Here is a 22,412-nt window from a genome sequence, read left to right on the forward strand (position 1 = left end):
ATATAGCCATAAAATGACTATAGTTATAAAATTTTTATACATAAAAGTTGTCTCTTAATGAATCGTTAAAAATAGAAAAATCTAAAGAACCTACTATACTTTTTCTTTAGAATCTATAATTATAGTAACTGGCCCATCATTAAGTAAAGATACTTTCATATCTGCTCCAAATTCTCCCGTACCCACTGGTTTTTCTAATTGCTTTTCAAATTCTGAAATAAAAGCTTCATAAAGAGGAATAGCTATTGATGGATTTGCTGCCTTAATAAAACTTGGCCGGTTGCCTTTTTTAGTGCTCGCGTGTAGAGTAAATTGACTTATTATTAGTGCTTCTCCATCAACGTCTTTAAGAGAAAGATTCATTTTATCATCTTCATCACCAAAAATGCGCATATTGATAATTTTTCTGCAAAGCCATTCTACATCATCTTGAGTATCTTGTTCTTCTATACCTACTAAAATTAGAAAACCTTTTTTTATAGAAGATTTTACCTTATTTTCTATAGTTACGCTTGCTTCACTTACACGTTGCAATACTACTTTCATAAGTTTATTCTTTATAAATGTCTACTCGGTAATGCTCATCTTCTCCTTCTAACATTTGTAAGTAAGATTTGTAGCGAGACCAAGCTATTTCATCTTCATCTAAAGCATCTTTAATTGCACATTTTGGTTCTTCTACGTGTAAACAGTTATTAAATTTACAACCTCCTTTTCTCTCAAAAAATTCAGGAAAATAATCACCTAATTCTGCTTTTTCAATTTCTACAATACCAAATCCTTTAATTCCAGGGGTATCTATAATACGAGCATTGAAAGAAAGGTCAAACATTTCTGCAAAAGTGGTAGTGTGCTGCCCTTGCAAATGCTGCTCTGATATGGCTGAAGTTTTTAACCCGAGTCCTGTTTCCATATTATTAATTAAGGTAGATTTACCTACACCACTATGCCCTGAAAACAAAGAAGTTTTATCTACCATTAATTCTTTAACTTGATCTACATTTTTGCCAGATTTAGCTGAAATTGGCAAACAAGTATACCCTATATCTCTATAAAGCGCCATTAAGTACCTAATCTCATCTTTTTCTTCTTCTGAATAAGTATCTACTTTGTTAAAAAGTAAAACAGCTTTAATTCCGTACGCTTCTGCAGTAACTAAAAAACGATCTATAAATGTGGTAAATGTTGGCGGATTGTTTAAGGTGATAACTAAAAAGGCTATATCTATATTAGCAGCTATAATATGGGTTTGCTTAGATAGATTTACAGATTTTCTAATGATATAATTACCTCTTTCTTTGATGGTTTTAATTACCCCAATAACCTCATCTACATTCTCCTCTAAATCAAACTCTACCTCATCTCCTACCGCTACCGGATTGGTATTTTTTATTCCTTTTAAACGGAACTTACCTTTTATACGACAGTTATAAAATGTGCCATTTTCTGCCTTAACAGTATACCAGCTTCCTGTTGATTTGTAAACAATTCCTTTCATTTATTCTATTAAAATAATTGCTCAACTAATTAAATAATTGAGCAATTATATTTTTACAAAAATAGTAAAACAAACTATGATAGCTTTTGGTTTATTTACTTAATATTTTCTCTTGGTGATTTATAGATTCTTGGTGTATTGCTTTAAAAATCTTCAAGATAAATTCTTCACTCAATCCGTGATCTTGTCCTTCTAAAATCATTTTCCCTAAAATCTCATTCCAACGAGTAGATTGTAAAATAGCTACATTTTTATCTTTTTTCACCTCCCCTATAGCATCTGCAATCTTCATACGTTTACCTAAAACATCTAACAATTGATTATCAATTACATCTATTTTAGCTCTCAATGAAGCTAATTTTTCTTGAAAATCTTGACTTTGAGAAACCTCTTTTCTAATTTTTAAATCTCTTGTCATTTGGTCTAAGGCTTGCGGTGTAATTTGCTGTTTAGCATCACTCCAAGCATTATCTGGATCGTAATGCGTTTCTACCATAATACCATCGTAATTTAAATCTAAAGCCGTCTGGCATAAATCTGTAATAATATCTCTTCTACCAGCAATGTGAGACGGATCTAAAATTAAAGGTAAATCTGGAAATTTAGTTTGCAAATCAATAGCTATTTGCCATTCTGGATTATTACGGTATTTTGTTTTCTCGTACGTAGAGAAACCTCTATGTATTACACCTAAATTCTTTACATCTTGTTTGTAAAAACGCTCTACAGCACCTAACCAAAGTGCCAAATCTGGATTTACTGGGTTTTTAATCAATACTGTTTTATCGGTACCTTTTAACGCTTCTGCAATTTCTTGAATAATAAACGGAGAAACTGTGGTTCTAGCTCCAATCCATAAAATATCTACATCATGTTTAAGTGCTAAATCTACGTGAATTGGGTTAGCAACCTCTGTTGTAGTTAACAAGCCTGTCTCTTCTTTTGCCCTTTGCAACCACTTTAAACCTAAAGCACCTACACCTTCAAAATTACCAGGACGCGTTCTGGGTTTCCAAATACCTGCACGTAATACGTTTGTATCTGTATCTTTTAACTGATGTGCAATTTTTAAAACCTGCTCTTCTGTTTCTGCACTACAAGGTCCAGCAATTACTAACGGGTGATCTAAATTAAATTTATCTAACCAACCTCTTAATTCTTTTTTATTTTCCATCGCTCTATTTTTTATCTTGTTTTCTAAATATTATAAATTACTATTATTTTAATTTTTGTCATTTTAAAGCCTCTAAGTCTCACAAATAGACTAAAAATGACAAATTTCTTTTGTTTTTTATGGCGTTCCCTTTGGGTCGGGCTTTCGGCAGTCGCTTTTTAAATTTGCCTTTAACTTTCGACTCCGCTCCAGTCAACAAATTTAAAAGAGCTCCAACAATGCCTCTATCCCTAACGCAACATGTTTTGTTTAATTAATTCCGTTTAATACATTTTTAATATGATTTGTATTTTCCATTTCTTCATATAACTTTTTAAAATTATCTTGTTCTATTAAGTTTTTAAATTCATTTAAATTCTGAATATATTCTGTTAAAGTCTCCAATACGTTTTCTTTATTTTGCTGAAAAATAGGAGACCACATTGCTGGTGAGCTTTTAGCCAAACGCACTGTAGATGCAAATCCGCTTCCTGCTAAATCAAAAATATCTTTTTCATTTTTTTCTTTTTCTAGCACCGTTTTCCCTAACATAAAAGCACTAATGTGTGATAAGTGAGACACATAAGCAATGTGTTTATCATGGGAATGCGGATCCATATAACGGATTCTCATTCCTAATTTCTGAAAAATTTCAAAAGCAATTTCTTGCAGCTTAAATGCTGTTTTTTCTACCTCACAAACAATCATAGTTTTCCCTCTATATAAATCTTGAATAGCTGCTTCTGGACCAGAAAACTCTGTTCCTGCAATTGGGTGTGCTGCTAAATAATTTCTTCGTTTTGTGTGATTTTTTACCGACTCGCAAATTTTTTCTTTAGTAGATCCTGTATCCAACACCAAAGTATTTTCTCCCACGTGATCTAACACCTCAGAAAGAACTTTTATACTCACATCTACCGGCACAGAGACAATTACCACATCTGCATTCTGTAAATCTTTCAACTCGCCAATAGCATCTATTAAATTTAAATCTTTTGCTTTTTTAGCGTTTTTTTCATTTTTATCTACACCTATTACTTCTACATTTTCAAAAGCGGTTTTTATATCTAAAGCCATAGAGCCACCTATTAAACCTATTCCTACAACTGCTATTTTCATGCTTCTACTCGTTTTATAGCTTTTTCTATAGTGGCTTCATCTACGCATAGTGAAAACCGAATATAACCTTCACCTGCACTACCAAACACCGTCCCTGGTGCGGCAAATAAATGATGTGTTTGCAAAATATGTTCAGAAAATTCTTCCGATGTTTTATAAGCATCAGGAATTTTTACCCAAACAAACATCCCTACCAAATCTCTTTCTTCTAACACGCAGTTTAGTTTTTTAGCTAATTCTACAATTTTTGTTCTTCTATTTTTGTATAATAAATCTAGCTTTTTAAACCAGTCTTCTCCTTCATTTAAAGCAACAGCGGCACCTAATTGCACTGGTAAAAACATACCACTATCCATATTACTTTTTACTTTTAGTATATGCTGAATATTTTCTTCACTTCCCATAACTGCTCCTACGCGCCAACCTGCCATATTAAAAGTTTTGCTTACCGAGTTTAGCTCTAAACCTACTTCTTTTGCTTCTGGATATGCTAGCAAACTTTCTGGACAATCGTTTAAAATAAAACTATACGGATTGTCATTTACCAATAAAATATCATGCTTTTTAGCAAAAGCAATAGCATCGTGAAATACTGTTTTACCAGCTTTTGCTCCCGTTGGCATATGTGGGTAATTAAGCCACATAATTTTCACTTTATTAAGATCATGTTTTTCTAACTCGTTAAAATCTGGTTGCCATTTACGCTCTTCTTTCAGCTCATAAAAAACAGGCTTTGCCCCTACCAATTTTGTTACAGAAGTGTAAGTTGGGTAACCAGGGTTGGGTATTAAAACCTCATCACCTTCATTTAAAAATGCCATAGAAATATGCATAATTCCCTCTTTACTTCCCAACAATGGTAAAATTTCTGTTTCCGAATTTAATTTTACCTGAAATTTTCTTTGGTAAAAGCTAGCAAAAGCTTCCCGCAACTCATCTGCCCCACGATAACTCTGATATTTATGTGCGTTTTCTTGCTTGGCTGCCAATTGCATTTGTGCCACCGCATCAAATGGCGGTGGTAAATCTGGGCTTCCTATACCTAAATTAATTACATCTATTCCGTTTTGCTGCATTTTTTTTATCTCTTGCAGTTTTTTACTGAAATAGTATTCTTTAATAAACGCTAACCTATTTGCGGGCTTCATGGTTTTGGTTTTTATAAATTCCTAAAATTTTATGTTCTTCCGATACTTTCTTTAAGTCTTCTATAGCTTTAAAAAAAGAACTTACTTCTTTAAAAGTTACATCAATAAAAAATGAATATTTCCAAGGTTCATCTACAATAGGAAGCGATTGAATTTTACTCATATCAATTCCGTAGATATTCAAAATATTTAAAGCTTTTAATAAACTCCCTTGTTCGTGCTTTAAAACTATTTTTAAAGATGCTTTATCTGGCTGATTTGCTTTTTCTCCTTTTTTAGAGATAATTAAAAATCGAGTAGTATTAGTTTTTTGCGAGTGAATATTCTCTGCCAATACTTGTAAATTAAAAATTTCTGCAGCAGTTTTACTTGCTATTGCGGCAGTGTTTTTTAAACCTTTTTCTGCAATTCTTTTTGCTACATCTGCCGTATCATTATCTTCTATTAGTTTTATATGTGGATATTGCTTAAAAAATGTTTTGCACTGTAATAAAGCAATTGGGTGAGAGTATACTTCTGTTATACTTTCTAAACTTTCACTCTCTAGCGACATTAAATTTAGACTAACAGGTATATAATGCTCTCCAATAATCTCTAAACCATATTCATCTAAATAGGCATAGTTAGGCAAAATAGTACCTGCTGTAGAGTTTTCTATTGCCATTACTGCTTTCTCTACTTCTTGCTTTGCTACTTGTTCTGCAAGTTGTTTAAAATTTTCGCACATAGAAACTTCTACCTTATCTCCAAAATACTCCCGAGCCACTTGGTGGTGAAAAGAGCCTTCTATACCCTGAATTGCTATTAATTCTTTTTTCATTTTTTGACAAAAAAAAATCCCGATAAAATTTATCGGGATTTGATTGTTACTTAATAATATACTTAAAGTATCTACATAGCGCTCCCGTTTCTATCTCTAATAAAGAAATAAAAATAAAAATAAGCGTTCCAAGTAAATACGTTTTTCATCTTGCTTTTAAAATGTTAGACTAAATTAGAACTTAATTCTAATAAAAAAAATATTTTTTTAAGTTTTTAATAAAATTTTATAGAAAGATGATATAATCCTGAATTAAGCATACAATTACCTATTCGTATTTTGATATAAAAAAATGCTTTAACACCTTACCAAAAACATACCTTAACTAAAGTTTTTACGTTATAGAATTTATCTTGCTAAAATTTTATTGTTTTTAAACTGAAAAACATATTTAGCTAATAGATTTATTTATTTTTGAGGTTAAATTGAATTACTATGGGTATTGCGGTAAAAGACATTTCTAAGTTTTATGGAGACCAAAAAGCTTTAAATAAAATTTCATTTGAAATTAATACAGGTGAAATTGTTGGATTTTTAGGTCCTAACGGAGCTGGAAAATCTACTACTATGAAAATTTTAACTGGATATTTACCTGCTTCTGCAGGTATTGCCAAAGTTAACGGATTAGATATCACTACTAACAAACTTCAACTTCAGCAACAAATAGGGTATTTACCAGAACATAACCCTTTATACCTAGAAATGTACGTGCGTGAATATTTAGCTTTCAATGCAAAAGTGTACAAAACGCCCAAAGAAGAGATTGAAAAAGTTATTGAACTTACTGGTTTAACTCCAGAAGCCAATAAAAAAATAAGTCAGCTTTCTAAAGGTTACCGCCAGCGTGTAGGTTTGGCAAATGCACTTTTACACAACCCAAGTGTACTTATTTTAGATGAACCAACTACTGGTTTAGACCCTAACCAATTAGTTGAAATTAGAGAACTTATTAAAAAGATTGGTAAAGAGAAAACTATTTTTCTATCTACACATATTATGCAAGAAGTAGAAGCAGTTTGTGATAGAGTGATTATTATTAATAAAGGAGAAATTGTTGCCGATAAAAAACTGAAAGACCTAAAAGAAGATGACGAACAAATTGTGGTGGTAGAATTTGATTACCGTGTAGAAACAGTAGCGCTACAACGTTTACCTCAACTAAAAGAAGTAAAAAATACAGTTGGTTTTGTGTATGAACTTACTTTTGAATCTAGTAAAGATATGCGTTCTGTGGTTTTTGATTTTGCTCACGATAGCGGACTTAAAATTCTTCAGCTACACCAAAAGCATAAAAATTTAGAAGAACTGTTTAGAGACTTAACACAAAAATAAATCTACCTGCATACAAGCCTTCTACCTCAACCTTAGGAGGGTTGTTTTAAGAATTTAAATGCGCTATGTCTGTATTTTACTTTACAATATTTCTGTAAAAATAATCTACTTCTAGCTTATTTCTTTCTTAAAATTAATTGTATTAAGCTCAAATTTACTAAGCACTAAAACCCTAAAACCCCACCAAATTATTTTAATTATGCTTTAAAATAAGCTTCTTGCTATTTTTTCTATATTATCACTTTTTCCCATAGAATAATAATGTAAAAAAGGTACTCCATTTGCAATTAGCTCTTTACTTTGTTGTATGCACCACTCTACTCCAACCTGGCGTACTTCGTCTTTACTTTTACATTTAAGCACTTCTAAAATTAATGCATCTGGCAGATCTACATGAAAACGATGTGGTAAAACAGAAAGTTGCCTTTTAGTAGCTAAAGGTTTTAAGCCAGGAATAATAGGTACGGTAATACCAGCATTTCTGCATTTTTCTACAAACTGAAAATATTTTTTATTATCAAAAAACATTTGAGTAACTACATAACAAGCTCCTGCATCTACTTTTTCTTTTAAACGTAACACATCTTGATCTAAACTAGGTGCTTCCATATGCTTTTCTGGGTACCCAGCAACACCAATGCAAAAATTGGTTTTACTCTTATTTAGTAATTCTTCATCTAAATATTCTCCTTTATTAAGTCCCACAATTTGCTCTACCAAACCTTTTGCATACGAGTGTCCTTCTTTTTCTGCAGAAAAATAAGTTTCGTTTTTAACTGCATCACCTCGTAAAGCCAACACATTATCAATTCCTAAAAAATCTAAATCTATCAAAAAATTTTCGGTGTCTTCTTTGGTAAAACCTCCGCATAAAATATGGGGCACAGCATCAACCTGATATTTATTTTGAATAGCAGCACAAATACCCACTGTACCAGGACGCTTTCTTACCACCTTTTTCTGCAACAAACCATTTAAAAGTTCTTTATACACATATTCTTCTCTGTGATAAGTTACATCTATAAACGGAGGCTGAAACTCCATTAACGGATCTATATGATCAAAAATTGATTGGATATTTTGCCCTTTTAACGGCGGTAAAATTTCAAAAGAAAACAATGTTTTTCCTTCTGCTTTTTTTATATGATCTACTACTTTCATTTTTTACTTTTAACTATTTATTATCGCTTCTCCAAACTAGTTCAGCTTCACGTTTTATTATTTTTTTGGCGCATTCCTATTGGGTCGGGCTATTCGCTATATCTTTTTTGTTGGTAAAAAATCTTCTCGACTCCGCTCGAAGTAACCAACAAAAAAGGATGCCGCTACTATCCCTTGCGATTATGTTTAATAAAATTGCTCTCACAATTAAAGTGAGCTACTAATTCAGGTTAAGCATGACATTTTATCTTATTTTTAAAATTTTTAAGCCAAATTTGGATTTAACCATTTTTCTGCTTCTTGGTAGGTTATCTCTTTACGCTTAGCAAAATCTTCTACTTGGTCTTGTTTTATTTTACCCAAACCAAAATAACGAGCCTGAGGATGAGCAAAATAATATCCACTCACACTTGCCGCTGGCCACATAGCTAAACTTTCTGTAAGTTTTACACCAATGTTCTCTTCTACATTTAATAACTTCCAAATACTTAACTTTTCTAAATGATCTGGACAAGCAGGATAACCTGGCGCAGGCCTAATACCTTTATAGGTTTCTTTAATTAACTCTGCATTAGATAAATTTTCATCTTTCGCATAACCCCAATCTTGAGTACGAATTTGCCAATGCAAGTATTCTGCAAAAGCTTCTGCCAAACGATCTGCTAAAGCTTTTACCATAATTGAATTATAATCGTCTAGATTTTTTTCAAATTCTGTAGCCAATTCTTGAGTTCCAAAACCAGTAGTTACACAAAAACAACCTATATAATCTTGAATTTCACTTTCCTTTGGCGCTATAAAGTCTGCTAGAGCAAAATTAGGTTTCCCTTTATATTTTTTAAGCTGTTGTCGTAATGTTCTAAATCTTATTAATTCTTTCAAATTATCTGGGTGCTGCACTAAAATATCATCATGTTCTACTGTATTTGCAGGGAAGAGACCAAAAACTGCTTTCGCTTTTAGCTTTTTATTCAAAATTATATCTGAAAGCATTTCTTGAGCATCTGCATACAAACTTGTAGCTTGTTTACCAACAACCTTATCTTCTAAAATCTCTGGAAACTTTCCGTGTAAATCCCAACTTCTAAAAAAGGGAGTCCAATCTATAAAATCTTTCAATTTTTCTAACTGAAAATCTTCAATTACTTGTACGCCTAATTGATTGGGTTTTAAAATATCTTCCGTTTTCCAATCTATTTGAAATTTATTTTGTCTTGCTTCAGCAATGCTTAAATATTCTTTCTTTTTAGTTCTACTCAAAAATTTCTCTCTAAACTCTGCGTAGTCTGTTTTTAAATCTGTTTTATATTGAGTGGCGGTTTCTTTTTGTAATAAACTACCAACTACCGTTACCGCACGAGAAGCATCATTTACATGAACAACTGCATGTTGGTATTCTGCATCAATTTTTACCGCTGTATGCGCTTTAGATGTTGTTGCACCACCAATTAATAAGGGTACTTCAAAATTTTGACGTTGCATTTCTTTGGCTAGAAAAACCATTTCATCTAAAGAGGGAGTTATTAATCCGCTTAAACCAATAATATCTACTTGTTGTTCTTTGGCTTCTGCTATAATTTTTTCTGGCGGAACCATAACTCCTAAATCAATAATTTCGTAATTATTACAAGCCAAAACTACGCTTACTATATTTTTACCAATATCGTGTACGTCACCTTTAACAGTAGCCATTAAAATTTTTCCTGCTCCGCTTTTTTCTTCTGTTAAGGGAGGGTTTTTTAGTTTTTCTTCTTCTATATATGGTAATAAATAAGCCACTGCTTTTTTCATTACCCGTGCAGATTTTACTACTTGCGGCAAAAACATTTTACCGCTACCAAACAGGTCTCCTACCACATTCATTCCCATCATTAAATGGCCTTCAATTACTTGAATGGGTTTATCTGCTTCTTGTCTAGCTTCTTCTATATCTTCTAAAACATACGTATCTATCCCTTTTACTAAAGCTCGTGTAATTCTACTTTGTAAAGGTTCTTCTCGCCAAGATAAATCTACCTTATGCTTTTCAGATTTATTATTTTTTACGGTTTCTGCAAAGTCTAGCAAACGCTCGGTTGCATCATCACGGCGGTCGAGCATTACATCTTCTACATGTTCTAGTAAATCTTTAGGTATATCATCATACACCTGCAACATGGTTGGGTTTACAATACCAATATTCATCCCGGCCTGGATGGCGTGATATAAAAACACCGAGTGCATAGCTTCTCGCACAGTATTATTTCCGCGGAAAGAAAAAGAAATATTACTCACCCCGCCACTAACATTTACAAACGGTAAATTAGCTTTTACCCAACGAGTAGCCTCTATAAAATCGATAGCGTTTTTTCGGTGTTCATCCATTCCCGTAGCTACAGGAAATATATTTAAATCGAAAATGATGTCTTCTGGTGGAAAATTAACTTTGTTAACTAATAAATTATAAGACCGCTGTGCAATTTCTATTCTGCGTTGGTAATTATCTGCTTGTCCTACTTCATCAAAAGCCATAACAATTACTGCAGCTCCGTAACGTTTAATCTTCTTGGCGTGTAGTAAAAATTCTTCTTCTCCTTCTTTTAGTGAAATGGAATTTACTACACATTTGCCTTGTACTACTTGTAAACCAGCTTCTATAATTTCCCATTTAGAGCTATCTATCATTATAGGAACTCGAGAAATATCTGGCTCAGAAACTATCAGGTTTAAAAAATTGACCATGGCCTCTTTACCGTCAATCAAACCATCGTCCATATTTACGTCTATAATTTGTGCGCCTCCTTCTACTTGGTCTCGAGCAATAGCTAAAGCCTCATCAAAATTTTCTTCTTTTATTAATCGTAAAAATTTTTTAGAACCTGCCACATTGGTACGCTCACCAACGTTTATAAAATTACTTTCTGGAGTAACAATTAATGGCTCTAAACCAGAAAGTTGTAAAGATCTTTTTACGTGTGTAGTGTTTTCTGTTTTTGAAAAAGAATTCATTTTTAGTTTTGAATTAATTGTAGAGCATTAATTTTTCTAGGCGAATATTTGGCCGCTACAGTAGCAATTGCCTTGATGTGCTCTGGTGTTGTACCACAGCAACCGCCAATAATATTTACTAAGTTTTTTTGAAGATATTCTTCTATTTGGTTTGCCATTTCTTGAGGAGTCTCATCATACTCTCCAAATGCATTTGGAAGTCCTGCATTAGGATATGCTGACACACCCACAGAAGTTCTGTTGGCTAAAATTTCTAAATGTGGAGTGAGTTGCTTGGCTCCCAATGCGCAATTAAAGCCTACACTTAATAAAGGAATATGTGATACAGAAATAAGAAAAGCCTCTGCGGTTTGCCCAGATAGGGTTCTGCCAGAAGCATCGGTTATGGTGCCGCTTAACATTACTGGTATATCAATTTGCTTTTCTTCTTTAATTTCTTCAATAGCAAAAAGAGCTGCTTTGGCATTAAGTGTATCAAAAACAGTTTCTACCAATAAAATATCTACCCCTCCTTTAATTAGAGCTAAAGCTTGTTGTTTATAAGCAAGGCGTAACTCATTAAAAGAAATTGCACGGAAACCAGGATTATTTACATCTGGAGAAATACTTGCAGTTTTATTAGTAGGCCCCATAGCTCCAGCAACAAAGCGAGGTTTGTCTGGATTTTGTTGTGTTATTTTTTTAGCAACTTCTTTAGCTATTCTGGCAGACTCATAATTAAGCTCCTCTACCAAATGCTCCATCTTATAATCTGCCATGGCAATTGTAGTACCAGAGAAAGTATTGGTTTCTACAATATCTGCACCAGCTTCAAAATATTTTTGATGTACTTCTGCAATTGCTTTTGGTTGCGTTAACGACAAAAGATCATTATTTCCTTTTAGTGGAATTTCCCAATCTTTAAAACGTTCTCCCTGAAAATCTTCTTCAGAAAATTGATAGCGCTGTAGCATTGTACCCATTGCACCATCTAAAACCAATATTTTTTGTGATAATAATTCCTTTATTGTACTCATAGTAATTTTATAAAAACAACTATCAAGTAAAGGAACAGAAAGGAAAGAATTCTGTAGGGTTATCTATCTGCTTTTGCAGTAGAATGTAGCACCTTCATTTTCTTTATAAATTAGAAAAAGGGTTGCTAAGGCTTCACCGGGTCTAGTCCCTCTGCCTTTCTTGATAACATATTTTAATTAAAAAATGAACGTTGACTTACTATTTAAGTCATTGCAAATAATTTGCGATTTTATATTTAAATCTGTTCTCTATTTAAGAAAACATCATAAGTAATTTCTGCTGTTTTTTCTAGCATTTTAGCAACGGAGCAGTATTTTTCTAAAGATAAATCTACCGCACGACGTGCTTTGTTTTCAGGAATTTCTCCTTCTAAATGAATAATTAACTTAATTTTCTCAAATACCTTTGGCACTGCTTCTGGATTACGGTAACCCTCTACATCCATTTCTAAATTAGTAAGCTCTAAGTTTTGTTTTTTTAGAATATGAACAATATCTATCCCGCTACAACCAGCAATACCACGCAGTAATAAATCCATTGGGCTTGAGCCTTGCGGTTTGTCTGCAGATTTATTGTCTAAATGAACTTCGTCTCCACGCTCGTTGGTGGTAACAAAATGAAAATCGTTATTTAAGCGTTTTAAGTGTACTTTCATCTTTTTCTGTTTTTATTCAAAGATAAGCATTCTAACTTTTTAAGGCTTGTTGTAAATCTAAAATAATATCATCAACGTGCTCTAAACCTATTGATATTCTTACCAACCCATCTGTAATACCTACCTGCAATCTATCTTCTTTAGAGAGTTTACTATGCGTGGTAGATGCAGGGTGAGTAACTATGGTTTTAGTATCTCCTAAATTGGCACTTCTAGAACATAGATTTACTGCGTTAATAAAATGTCTGCCTGCTTCTACACCTCCTTTTATTTCAAAAGAAATAATATTTCCACCTAGTTTCATTTGCTTTTTAGCAATGTGATACTGCGGATGCGTTTTTAAAAAAGGATACTTTACGTTTTGGGTATATTTATTATTTTCTAAAAATTGGGCAACTTTCAAGGCATTTTCACAGTGTTTTTCTAACCGTACCGGAAGCGTTTCTAAACTTTTAGACAACACCCAAGCGTTAAACGGACTTAATGCCGGACCTGTATTTCTAGAAAAGAGATAAATTTCTCTAATTAAATCTGCTTTCCCAACAGTAACCCCACCTAAAACTCGACCTTGCCCATCAATTAATTTAGTTGCTGAATGAATTACTAAATCTGCTCCAAATTTGATAGGGTTTTGTAAATACGGGGTAGCAAAACAATTATCTATCACTAAAATTAAATGGTGTTTTTTGGCTATTTTACCTAAAAACTCTAAGTCTAAAATATCTACTCCTGGGTTGGTTGGAGATTCTGCAAAAATAATTTTAGTGTTTGAAGTAATTAACTTTTCAATTGTTTCTACCTCATTTACTTTAAAATAGGAGTGTGAAATATTCCACTTCGGAAAAAACTTAGTAAACAAACTATGGGTAGAACCAAAAACTGAACGAGATGAAACAATATGATCTCCACTATTTAGTAAAGCCGCTAAGGTTGAAAATACCGCACTCATACCCGTTGCAAAAGCATAACCACTTTCTGCTCCTTCCATTTTGGTAATACGCTCTATAAACTCTGAAGTATTTGGGTTACTAAATCTGCTATAAATATTTCGTTCTTTTTCTTCTGAAAAAGAAGCACGCATTTCTTCTGCATCTTCAAACACATAACTTGAAGTTAAGTATAATGGTGAAGAATGTTCTTGGTGTTGCGAACGCTCTATTTGTGTTCTTATCACTTCTGTTTCTAGATGAAAATGACTCATGATTCTAGTTTAATTACAACAATTAATTTGTTTAGCTAATTTAATTACATCACTTACTACACCTCTAGCTGTTACTGCTGCTCCTGCGCCAGCACCTTGAATTACCAAAGGCTGTGCACCATAAGATTCTGTATAAATTTCAAAAAGAGAATCTGCACCTTGTAATGCCCCAAGCGGATTTTCTTTTTGCTCTGTAACCAGTTTTACTTCTAAAATTTGCTTTTCTACATCAAGCTCACCAATATAACGTAAGACCTCATTTTCATTTAATTGTGTTTTCAGTAATTGAAATTCTTCATCTAAATCGGTAATATTTTCTTGAAAAGTATTTATTGGAGTTGTTTCTGCTAAATGTACAGGTACTAGACTTTTCACTTTTACATCTTCTAAATTATAAGTAAGCTGAAGTTCTCTAGCTAGAATTAATAATTTTCTAGCTACATCTGTACCAGAAAGATCTACACGTGGGTCTGGCTCTGTATAACCTTTGGTCTCTGCAAGCGTCACTACTTCACTAAAGTTTTTATTTTCTTTTGAAAATGTATTGAAAATATAACTTAGTGATCCAGAAAATACACCTCTAATTTTAGTTACCTTCTCTCCAGATTGATGTAGGTTTTTTATGGTTTCTACTACTGGAAGTCCTGCCCCCACATTAGTTTCATATAAAAATTGCTTGTTATTTTCTTTTAGAAGTTCTCTAAAAAAAACATAATCATCATAAGCTAAGGTATTGGCTACTTTATTTGCCGCAATAATATGAAAGCCATTTTCTACCAAATTTGTATAATTATTTACAAACTCTATAGAAGCAGTAGCATCGATAGCTACCACATTCTCCCAATGTTTAGATTTAACATAATCAATAATTTCTTCTACTTGATACGGAAGTCCAAAATCTACAAAATTTGCTTTCCAATTTTCGTCTACGCCTTCATCTTTAATAAATGCTGTAGATGAATTTAAAATCACAGGAATTTCAATTTCTAAACCTTGTTGTTTAAATATTTTTTGCGCTTGAATAATTTGGTTGATAAACGTACTACCTACGTTACCTATGCCAAACAAGATGAGCTGTATTTTTTTCATTTTTATTTTTAGTTTTTTGAAATATAGGTTGTAACAAAGTTGCTAGTTGTTGGTGCTCTATTAAAAAAGCATCGTGCCCATGAATAGATTTAATTTCTGTAATGCTAACTGACAATTGATGTTCACTTAATTGCACATAAGTATCCCAATTATCATCTGCTAGAAAAAATTGATCTGAATTGACCGCTATTAAATGAATTTGTGATTTAATTTTCTTAGCAAATTTTAACCAATCTCCAGTACCTTTAGAAATATCTATAGTGCTTAATAAATGATTCATTAACCGATAAGCAGGCAGTTTATAACGATGCTTCAATGCTTTGCCATGAAAATCTAACCAGTTTTGCACTTTAAAAGATTCCTCCTCCTTTTTTCTATTAAATTTTTGATTTAACGATGCTGGCGTGCGGTACAATGTCATTGCGTGGCGACGAGCATCTACAATAGGTTCTGAAGAATTATTAAGAATAGCTTCTTGAATTTTGCAATTAGCCAACACCCAATCGTTTGCTGTATGGTGCGACGCTATAGGAATAATATGTTCTGCTAAATTGGGATAATTTATGGCGATGTGCCACGTAATTGCCCCCCCTATAGAACAACCTACAATTGCATACAGTTTTTCAATTTTTAATACCTGAAGACCTTGTGCAAAAAGTTTAGCTACATCGTCTATCGTAAAATCTTTATAATTAAAAATCAAATCTTCTACATCACCACTGTAACCATTACCAGGTATATTAAATGCTAAGACCGTAAATTTATTTAAATCAATTGTTTTTTCTTCTCCTACAATTTGATCAAACCAAGCATTTTTACCAACTAATGTTGAGTTTCCTGTAAGAGCATGATTTACTAAAACTACAGGGGCACTCCCTAACGACTGGCCAAAAATTTGATAAGACAAATCAAAATCTTTACTAAAGCCTTTTTCTGTTTTAAAATCTTTTACTGTAATAAATCTTAAGCTAGACATATTCTTAATATTGAACCAGTTCATTTGTTTTTACTAAAGCTTCTTTAAGGTCTTGTTTTAAATCTTCAATATCTTCTAAACCTACACTTAGTCTTATTAAATCTTGAGAAACACCTGTAGTTAGCTGAGCTTCTTCGCTTAATTGTTGATGCGTTGTACTAGCTGGGTGAATAATTAGTGATTTTGTGTCTCCTATATTTGCTAGTAAAGAAAATAACTTGGTATTATCTGCTATTGTTTTTGCTGCTTCAAAACCGCCTTTCACTCCAAATGTTACTAAACCACTTTGTCCCTTAGGAAGGTATTTTTTAGAAAGATTATAATATTCGCTTTTTTCTAAACCAGGATAATTTACCCAAGCTACTTCTTCTTGTTGCTGAAGCCATTTAGCTATTTGCAATGCATTTTGTGAATGTTGTTTAATTCTGATTTCTAGTGTTTCTAAACCTTGAATAATTTGAAAAGCATTAAAAGGGCTTAATGCTGCACCGTGATCTCTTAAACCTTCTACTCTAACTTTAGCAATAAAAGCCGCTTCTCCCAATGCTTCGTGATAAATTAAACCGTGATAACCAGCAGAAGGTTCTGTAAATTCAGGAAATTTACCATTAGCCCAATCAAAATTTCCCGCATCAATAATTGCACCTCCTAGAGCGGTTCCGTTTCCATTAATATATTTGGTAAGCGAATGAATTACGATATCTGCACCGTGCTTAATAGGGTTTAGTAAACTTGGTGTTGCTACTGTATTATCTACAATAAAAGGAACCTTGGCTTTTTTAGCTTCTGAAGAAATAGCCTCTAAGTCTAAAACATCTAATTTGGGATTACCAAGTGACTCTACAAATATTGCTCTTGTATTTTGTTGAACAGCTTTCCCGAAATTTTCTGTATCTGATGCATCTACAAATGTAGTAGTGATACCAAACCTAGGTAATGTAACATTTAAAAGATTATATGTACCGCCATACAAACTACTAGAAGCTACAATATGATCTCCTGCTTTTAGCAAGGTTAGCAATGTTGTATTGATTGCAGCGGTACCAGATGCTGTTACTACAGCTCCTATCCCTCCTTCTAAAGCTGCTAAACGTTGCTCTAAAATATCGTTCGTAGGATTATTTAATCTTGTGTAAATAAACCCAGGTTTAGCTAAACTAAAAACATCTGCTGCGTGTTGAGAGTCATTAAATACATAAGAAGTAGTTTGGTATAACGGAACTGCTCTTGTGCCTTTGTTTGTTGTTACGTCGTGACCTGCGTGTAATGCGTTTGTTGAATTTTTTAAAGTACTCATTTTTTAAAATTTTAATTATTAAATATTTTTGATTTTTAGGTATAAAAAAAGTCCCTTTGGTTAACTATTACCAAAGGGACTTTAAGTTGAAAAACAATTAGCTTAAATCACAAAATATGGCAATAGTGTAATGGATGGTGCATCATAAGACACATCATCATTGGCATTGCCATCATTACATTATTTACCAAATTAAGTTTCATTTTCAATTATTTTTCTTTTTCATAGCACCTGTTTCACAGGTTTTTTTGTTTAGAATAAAGCAAAAAAAAGCCGCTGCGGTGGGCAGCGGCTCTATAAATTTTATATTTAAAAATTATGCAATAGAACACGCTGCGGAGTTTCTCCACATCATCATATTTATATTACAAATTAAATTTTTCATTACTTGTTTTATTCTTCTACAAAGATAAAGGCAGAAAAAGTTAATAAACAAATTTTTTACTATGTTTTTTTAAAAGTAATAAAAAAGCCCTCTGTTTAGAGGGCTTTTTAAATATATATTGATAAGTATTAATTATCTTTTTAGAGTAAAGTTAGCTTTAAATTCTGCTTTTACTAACTCACCATCGGTTTGTAATTGTAAATATTCAATTCTAAACCAGTAATCTCCTGAAGGCATTACTTTCCCATTAAAGGTACCATCCCATCCTTCACTTGTTGGGCTTAATTGTTTTAATAATTTACCGTAACGATCAAAGATATAGATCTGTGCTCCTGCATTCTCTTCTCCTAATCCTATAATATTCCAACGGTCATTATAACCATCTTCGTTTGGAGTGAAGAATTTAGGGTAATCTATAAAGTTAATTACATTAACTGTTACACCACATCCATTTTTATCTCTACCATATACAAGGTGACTACCTGAAGATAAACCATCTATAGTAACAGTACCATCTTCACCGATATCAAACCAAAGACCATCGTCTACTCTAAACTCATAATCTCCGTTACCAGAAGCGGTAATTAATAAAGCATGTTCTCCTTCAAAAGCTAAGGTTAAAGGCTCTACGCTAAACTCTGGTGGTGTACTTTGAATTAGTGTAGTACTACTTGTGCTGCTACATCCTGTTACTATGTTAGTAACAGTTACGGTATAGGTTCCTGACTGTGTAGCCTCTAATACTCCTCCTGTTTCAATTAAGATATTACCATCAAGACTCCATTCAAAACTATAGATTGTAGTGTCTAAACCTGTATCAATTACTACTGGATCATAATCTCCTCCTTCTGTTGGAGTAGATGGATCTACGTCTTCACAAATATACCCATCATAACCAGAGATATCTACCACAGGTCTATCGTCTACTTCAATAGTGATTGTTGCATATAATGCAGACTCACATAGTGTTACTGTATCTATTACTTCTGCAATAATCGTTTGTGGATTTTCAACTGTTGTATAAGATGACAATTGACTTGCATCAATGTTAACTCCTGACATATAATCATCCATACTTGCATAGTATACTATTTCTGTATCTGCTGGCGCTCCTGGGTTAATATCATCGTTATAAGCAGTTAGATCTATAGTTGCAGTGCTTCCTCCTTGTTCGTCTGAACAAACAATCTCCATAAGATCTACTTCTTCAATATCAGGTCTTGGCTCTACAGTTATTCTTACTGCTCCAATTGCTCCTGTATTATAACAACCAGTATCTCCGTACTCTATTCTTATGTATAATAAGTCACCGTCTGAAGCTAACTCTCCTGATGAGATTGGGTTTGTTCCTGCTTCAGCATCACTTTCTGAATCATAATATGTTATGATATAATTATCAAGATCTAAATCAGTATTCTCTGACTCATCTAATAAAGAGATAAGTTCTGAAGTTACAGGATTAGCTACAGTATTATCGTAAACATTTTCTGCAATATCTTCTAAGAATAAAGTCGCTTGAGAACTATTACCATCTTCACATAGAGTATATCCAAATTCATCTGGATTTACTAAAGCAAGTACTGGAGCTTTAATTACTGCAATCTCTATTGGTACAATTACGTAACAGAAGTTACCATTAATACCACTATCTACTCTTACAAAGATTTCTTGAACAATAAGATCATTATCATTAATGCTATTGTAAGAAGGCTCATTAACATAAGCAGTTGGATCTACAATATATTCTGCCGATGAAGTATCTCCATCTTCTGCTGCTCTTTCTGTTTTGTAGTAAGTTAAAATTACATTTTCACTACCGCTAATCATAGCGCCTGCTTCTGTTAAATCAAACGGATATGCAGTAATACCATCATTATTATCATCACACTCTTCTAGTCTAAGTTCATCTGGATCTGTTATTGATGGACTTGGTAGAGGTAATACTTCTAAAGTTAATACAACTACATCTGAACATAATCCTTGTGTAGCTGTATTTACTACTTCTACATAAATTTCTTGGTTATTAATTACATTCTCGTAGTTTGTTGGATCTGCAATTTCATTTCCATTTAAGTAATCTTGTTCACTTGCATAGTAAGTAAATGAATACGTATTTGGAGGTAATGCTTGACCTGTAATTTCTCCTTCTTTAGAAGTTAAGTCAAATATTGTTTGTGCTACAGGGACATTATTATAATCATCATCACATAATTGTAATGGTGTTGGCTCTGCAATTGTAGGCAACATTTCTACATTTAAAGTAAAGGTGTTGTTATTAGTTGCATCAAAAGCATCTATACAACCTGTTATATTACTTTCTATACGAACGTAAATTACTTGACCATTAAATGTATTGGTATACATAGATGGTACTATAATAGCATTAGTTCCTGCTTCTGCATCTGCTTGAGATATGTGGTAACTAACCATTACATCTGCTGGGTTTTGAGAACCAATAATATTAGCAGTATTTACTGTTAAATCAAACACAGCAAAACCATCATTATTGTCATCACAAACATAAAGATCTTCTAAATTCTCTATCTCTGGAGTTGGTACAGAAATTAATTCTACTTGTCCTGTTACATAACAATCTGTAAGGTCGTTGGTTGCTCTTACATAAATAATTTGGCTACCAGAACTATTTACTCCATATAAGCTAGAAGTGTCTATTGGATTACCTCCACTGTTTGCACTAGATATAGTGGTATGGAAAGTAATAGTAACATCTGGCTCAGTTCCTAAGATATCTACTGCTAAAAGTGCAAGATCAAACTCTGCAATACCATCATTATCTTCATCACAAACTTCAATAGGTAAAGTTGGGATTTCTGGAGATGGAAGTGGGTTTACCGTTAATGTTAGTGTGTAACCTTGACTTACATAACAACCTGTGTTACTATCTTCTGCTCTAATGTAGATAGTTTGGTTATTAATGGTATTTTCATAAGGACTACTTAGAGCATTCACGTTATTGTCTGCATCTGCTTGAGTTAAATAGTACTGAACATCTATACTTGTATCTCCGCCATTAATTTCTAACGTAGCATCTGTTAAATTGAAAAACTCTTTTTCATCTCCTGGATTATTATCATCACATAACTCTAAAGGTACCGGAGGATAAATAGTTGGTAAAGAGTTTACAATCACCTCAAAACTAGTTTCGTCTTGACAACCATTACTACCCTCTACTAAAACATATATAGTTTCTGAAGGAGCGTTAGCAGTATACGCTGTTGGCACTGAAATTTCATTACCAGAAGTAAGATCTGCTTGGCTTGCATAGTAAGTTAACGTAAAGGCTGACGGATTAGTTTCATTTGCTAATATATCATCTGCCATATCTGTAAGGTCAAACACAGCATTTCCTGAACTAGTTGTATCACATTCTTCTAGTGCTACTAAGTTTGCAGCCGCTACAAGGTCTGGACTATCTAGAACTAATAAACTAACGTCTACCGTGTTGAAACAAGCTACCCCTGGACTCTCTACTCTTGCATAAATGGTTTGTGAGTAATTTACAGTATTAGTAAATGGACTACTTATTGGGTTAACATCATTATCTGCATCTGCCTGAGTTCTATGATAAGTTACCGTTACTCCAGTAGCTCCTCCAGTAATTTCAGCATCTAAATCTGTTAAAATAAAGATTCCCTCTCCATCATTATCATCATCACAATATTCAAACACAGCTGGTGTATAAGCTGCAGGTGAAACATCTACCTGAAGATCTAAACTAGTTACTGTAAAACAACCAGTAGTATTATTAGTGATGTTTAAATAAATAGTTTGAGCATAAGCGGTAGTATTCATATAACTAGTTCCTAAATCATTAGTTCCTGCAGCTTGAGCATCTGCCATATTCTCATAATAAAGAACGGTTAAATTAGGATCATTTCCTGTGATTTGAGAAGTTGCAGTTAATAAATCAAAAGTGGCTAAACCATTAGCTTGACCTTCATCACAAACTACCAATGTCGTTGGAGTGTTATATGCTGGTAATGGATTTACAACTAAATCAAAAGTGGTTGTTGAACTACAGTTATTACCATCTGTTACCTCTACTGTTATAGTGGTTGAACCACTAGAGTAGTTATTAACATCACTTGCTGCTATTGCTGCACCTGTAGCATCATAATAAGCTACGGTATAAGCCGCTGGATTTGCTAGATTTGCTAATACCTCTGTCTCACGATCTTGTAAATCAAAAATCATTATTCCTGTTTCATTCTCATCACACTCTTCAATAGAAGTTATAGTTGAAGGAAGATCTGGAGAAGGATTTACAATTAAATCTACACTTACTGTATTGTAACAACTAATAGTTGCACTATCTACACGAGCATAAACTGTTGCCGTACCAGAAGTATAAGGAGAAGTAATTAAATCTGAAGCAGTAGCATTACTAGCACCAGTTTGTGTACCGTAATAAGCCACGCTTAAATCTGGATCACTACCTGTGATAAATGCATCTAATTGTGATAAATCAAAAGATTCTGAACCATCATTATTAGCATCACATAACTCTAAAGCTGTTGGTGTGTTTGCAGTTGGTGCTGCAATTACATTAAGA

The 22,412-nt window shown here is 33.1% G+C and carries 16 protein-coding genes and 1 riboswitch; of the genes, 1 reads left to right on the forward strand and 15 read right to left on the reverse strand.

Annotated elements, in window-relative coordinates; translation table 11 throughout:
- Window positions 1-93 precede the first annotated feature (93 nt).
- The 6 genes from dtd to BUC03_RS12880 form a co-directional block, all read right to left on the reverse strand.
- Complete coding sequence (dtd, locus tag BUC03_RS12855) at window positions 94-546, reverse strand: D-aminoacyl-tRNA deacylase (protein ID WP_073152789.1); 453 nt, start codon at window positions 544-546, stop codon at window positions 94-96.
- 4 nt (window positions 547-550) lie between these two features.
- Window positions 551-1,498, reverse strand: coding sequence for a ribosome small subunit-dependent GTPase A (rsgA, locus tag BUC03_RS12860; protein WP_073152792.1), 948 nt, complete (start codon window positions 1,496-1,498; stop codon window positions 551-553).
- Window positions 1,499-1,589: 91 nt separating this feature from the next.
- Window positions 1,590-2,672, reverse strand: coding sequence for a bifunctional 3-deoxy-7-phosphoheptulonate synthase/chorismate mutase type II (locus BUC03_RS12865; protein ID WP_073152795.1), 1,083 nt, complete (start codon window positions 2,670-2,672; stop codon window positions 1,590-1,592).
- A 249-nt stretch (window positions 2,673-2,921) separates the two neighbouring features.
- Complete coding sequence (locus BUC03_RS12870; RefSeq protein WP_073152799.1) at window positions 2,922-3,770, reverse strand: prephenate dehydrogenase; 849 nt, start codon at window positions 3,768-3,770, stop codon at window positions 2,922-2,924.
- Window positions 3,767-4,918: a pyridoxal phosphate-dependent aminotransferase gene (locus BUC03_RS12875; protein WP_073152802.1), complete on the reverse strand. Its 1,152-nt coding sequence runs from the start codon at window positions 4,916-4,918 to the stop codon at window positions 3,767-3,769. Before BUC03_RS12875 ends, BUC03_RS12870 begins: the two co-directional genes overlap by 4 nt.
- Complete coding sequence (locus BUC03_RS12880; protein ID WP_073152804.1) at window positions 4,902-5,738, reverse strand: prephenate dehydratase; 837 nt, start codon at window positions 5,736-5,738, stop codon at window positions 4,902-4,904. The genes BUC03_RS12875 and BUC03_RS12880 overlap by 17 nt, the downstream gene beginning before the upstream one ends.
- Before the next feature lie 435 nt (window positions 5,739-6,173).
- Here BUC03_RS12880 and gldA point away from each other — a divergent pair, with 435 nt between their 5' ends.
- A complete protein-coding gene (gldA, locus tag BUC03_RS12885) occupies window positions 6,174-7,070 on the forward strand; it encodes a gliding motility-associated ABC transporter ATP-binding subunit GldA (RefSeq protein ID WP_073152807.1) in 897 nt (298 codons plus the stop codon).
- A gap of 204 nt (window positions 7,071-7,274) precedes the next feature.
- On the opposite strand, the gene metF is transcribed toward gldA, so the two are convergent.
- From metF to BUC03_RS12930, 9 genes are all read right to left on the reverse strand, one after another.
- Window positions 7,275-8,231 carry a methylenetetrahydrofolate reductase [NAD(P)H] gene (metF, locus tag BUC03_RS12890; RefSeq protein ID WP_073152810.1) on the reverse strand — a complete coding sequence of 319 codons (957 nt, stop codon included), beginning with the start codon at window positions 8,229-8,231 and terminating at the stop codon, window positions 7,275-7,277.
- 264 nt (window positions 8,232-8,495) lie between these two features.
- Window positions 8,496-11,219, reverse strand: coding sequence for a methionine synthase (metH, locus tag BUC03_RS12895; RefSeq protein WP_073152813.1), 2,724 nt, complete (start codon window positions 11,217-11,219; stop codon window positions 8,496-8,498).
- A 2-nt stretch (window positions 11,220-11,221) separates the two neighbouring features.
- Window positions 11,222-12,235 (reverse strand): homocysteine S-methyltransferase family protein, encoded by a 1,014-nt coding sequence (locus tag BUC03_RS12900; RefSeq protein WP_073152816.1) that lies wholly within the window; start codon window positions 12,233-12,235, stop codon window positions 11,222-11,224.
- A gap of 56 nt (window positions 12,236-12,291) precedes the next feature.
- Window positions 12,292-12,405: riboswitch (SAM riboswitch) on the reverse strand.
- A gap of 66 nt (window positions 12,406-12,471) precedes the next feature.
- A complete protein-coding gene (locus BUC03_RS12905) occupies window positions 12,472-12,891 on the reverse strand; it encodes an OsmC family protein (protein ID WP_073152819.1) in 420 nt (139 codons plus the stop codon).
- Window positions 12,892-12,922: 31 nt separating this feature from the next.
- Complete coding sequence (locus tag BUC03_RS12910) at window positions 12,923-14,092, reverse strand: trans-sulfuration enzyme family protein (RefSeq protein WP_073152822.1); 1,170 nt, start codon at window positions 14,090-14,092, stop codon at window positions 12,923-12,925.
- 9 nt (window positions 14,093-14,101) lie between these two features.
- Complete coding sequence (locus BUC03_RS15370; protein WP_073152825.1) at window positions 14,102-15,181, reverse strand: homoserine dehydrogenase family protein; 1,080 nt, start codon at window positions 15,179-15,181, stop codon at window positions 14,102-14,104.
- The gene (locus BUC03_RS15375; protein ID WP_073152860.1) at window positions 15,144-16,157 is read right to left on the reverse strand and encodes an alpha/beta fold hydrolase; all 1,014 of its coding nucleotides are present in this window, start codon (window positions 16,155-16,157) and stop codon (window positions 15,144-15,146) included. Before BUC03_RS15375 ends, BUC03_RS15370 begins: the two co-directional genes overlap by 38 nt.
- Window positions 16,158-16,161: 4 nt before the next feature.
- Window positions 16,162-17,454, reverse strand: coding sequence for an O-acetylhomoserine aminocarboxypropyltransferase/cysteine synthase family protein (locus tag BUC03_RS12925; RefSeq protein ID WP_073152827.1), 1,293 nt, complete (start codon window positions 17,452-17,454; stop codon window positions 16,162-16,164).
- Window positions 17,455-17,971: 517 nt separating this feature from the next.
- The coding region (locus tag BUC03_RS12930) for a T9SS type B sorting domain-containing protein (protein WP_084112830.1) at window positions 17,972-22,412 on the reverse strand (4,441 nt) is incomplete at its 5' end.

The sequence above is a fragment of the Mesonia phycicola genome, assembly GCF_900141885.1.
Taxonomy (GTDB): domain Bacteria; phylum Bacteroidota; class Bacteroidia; order Flavobacteriales; family Flavobacteriaceae; genus Mesonia; species Mesonia phycicola.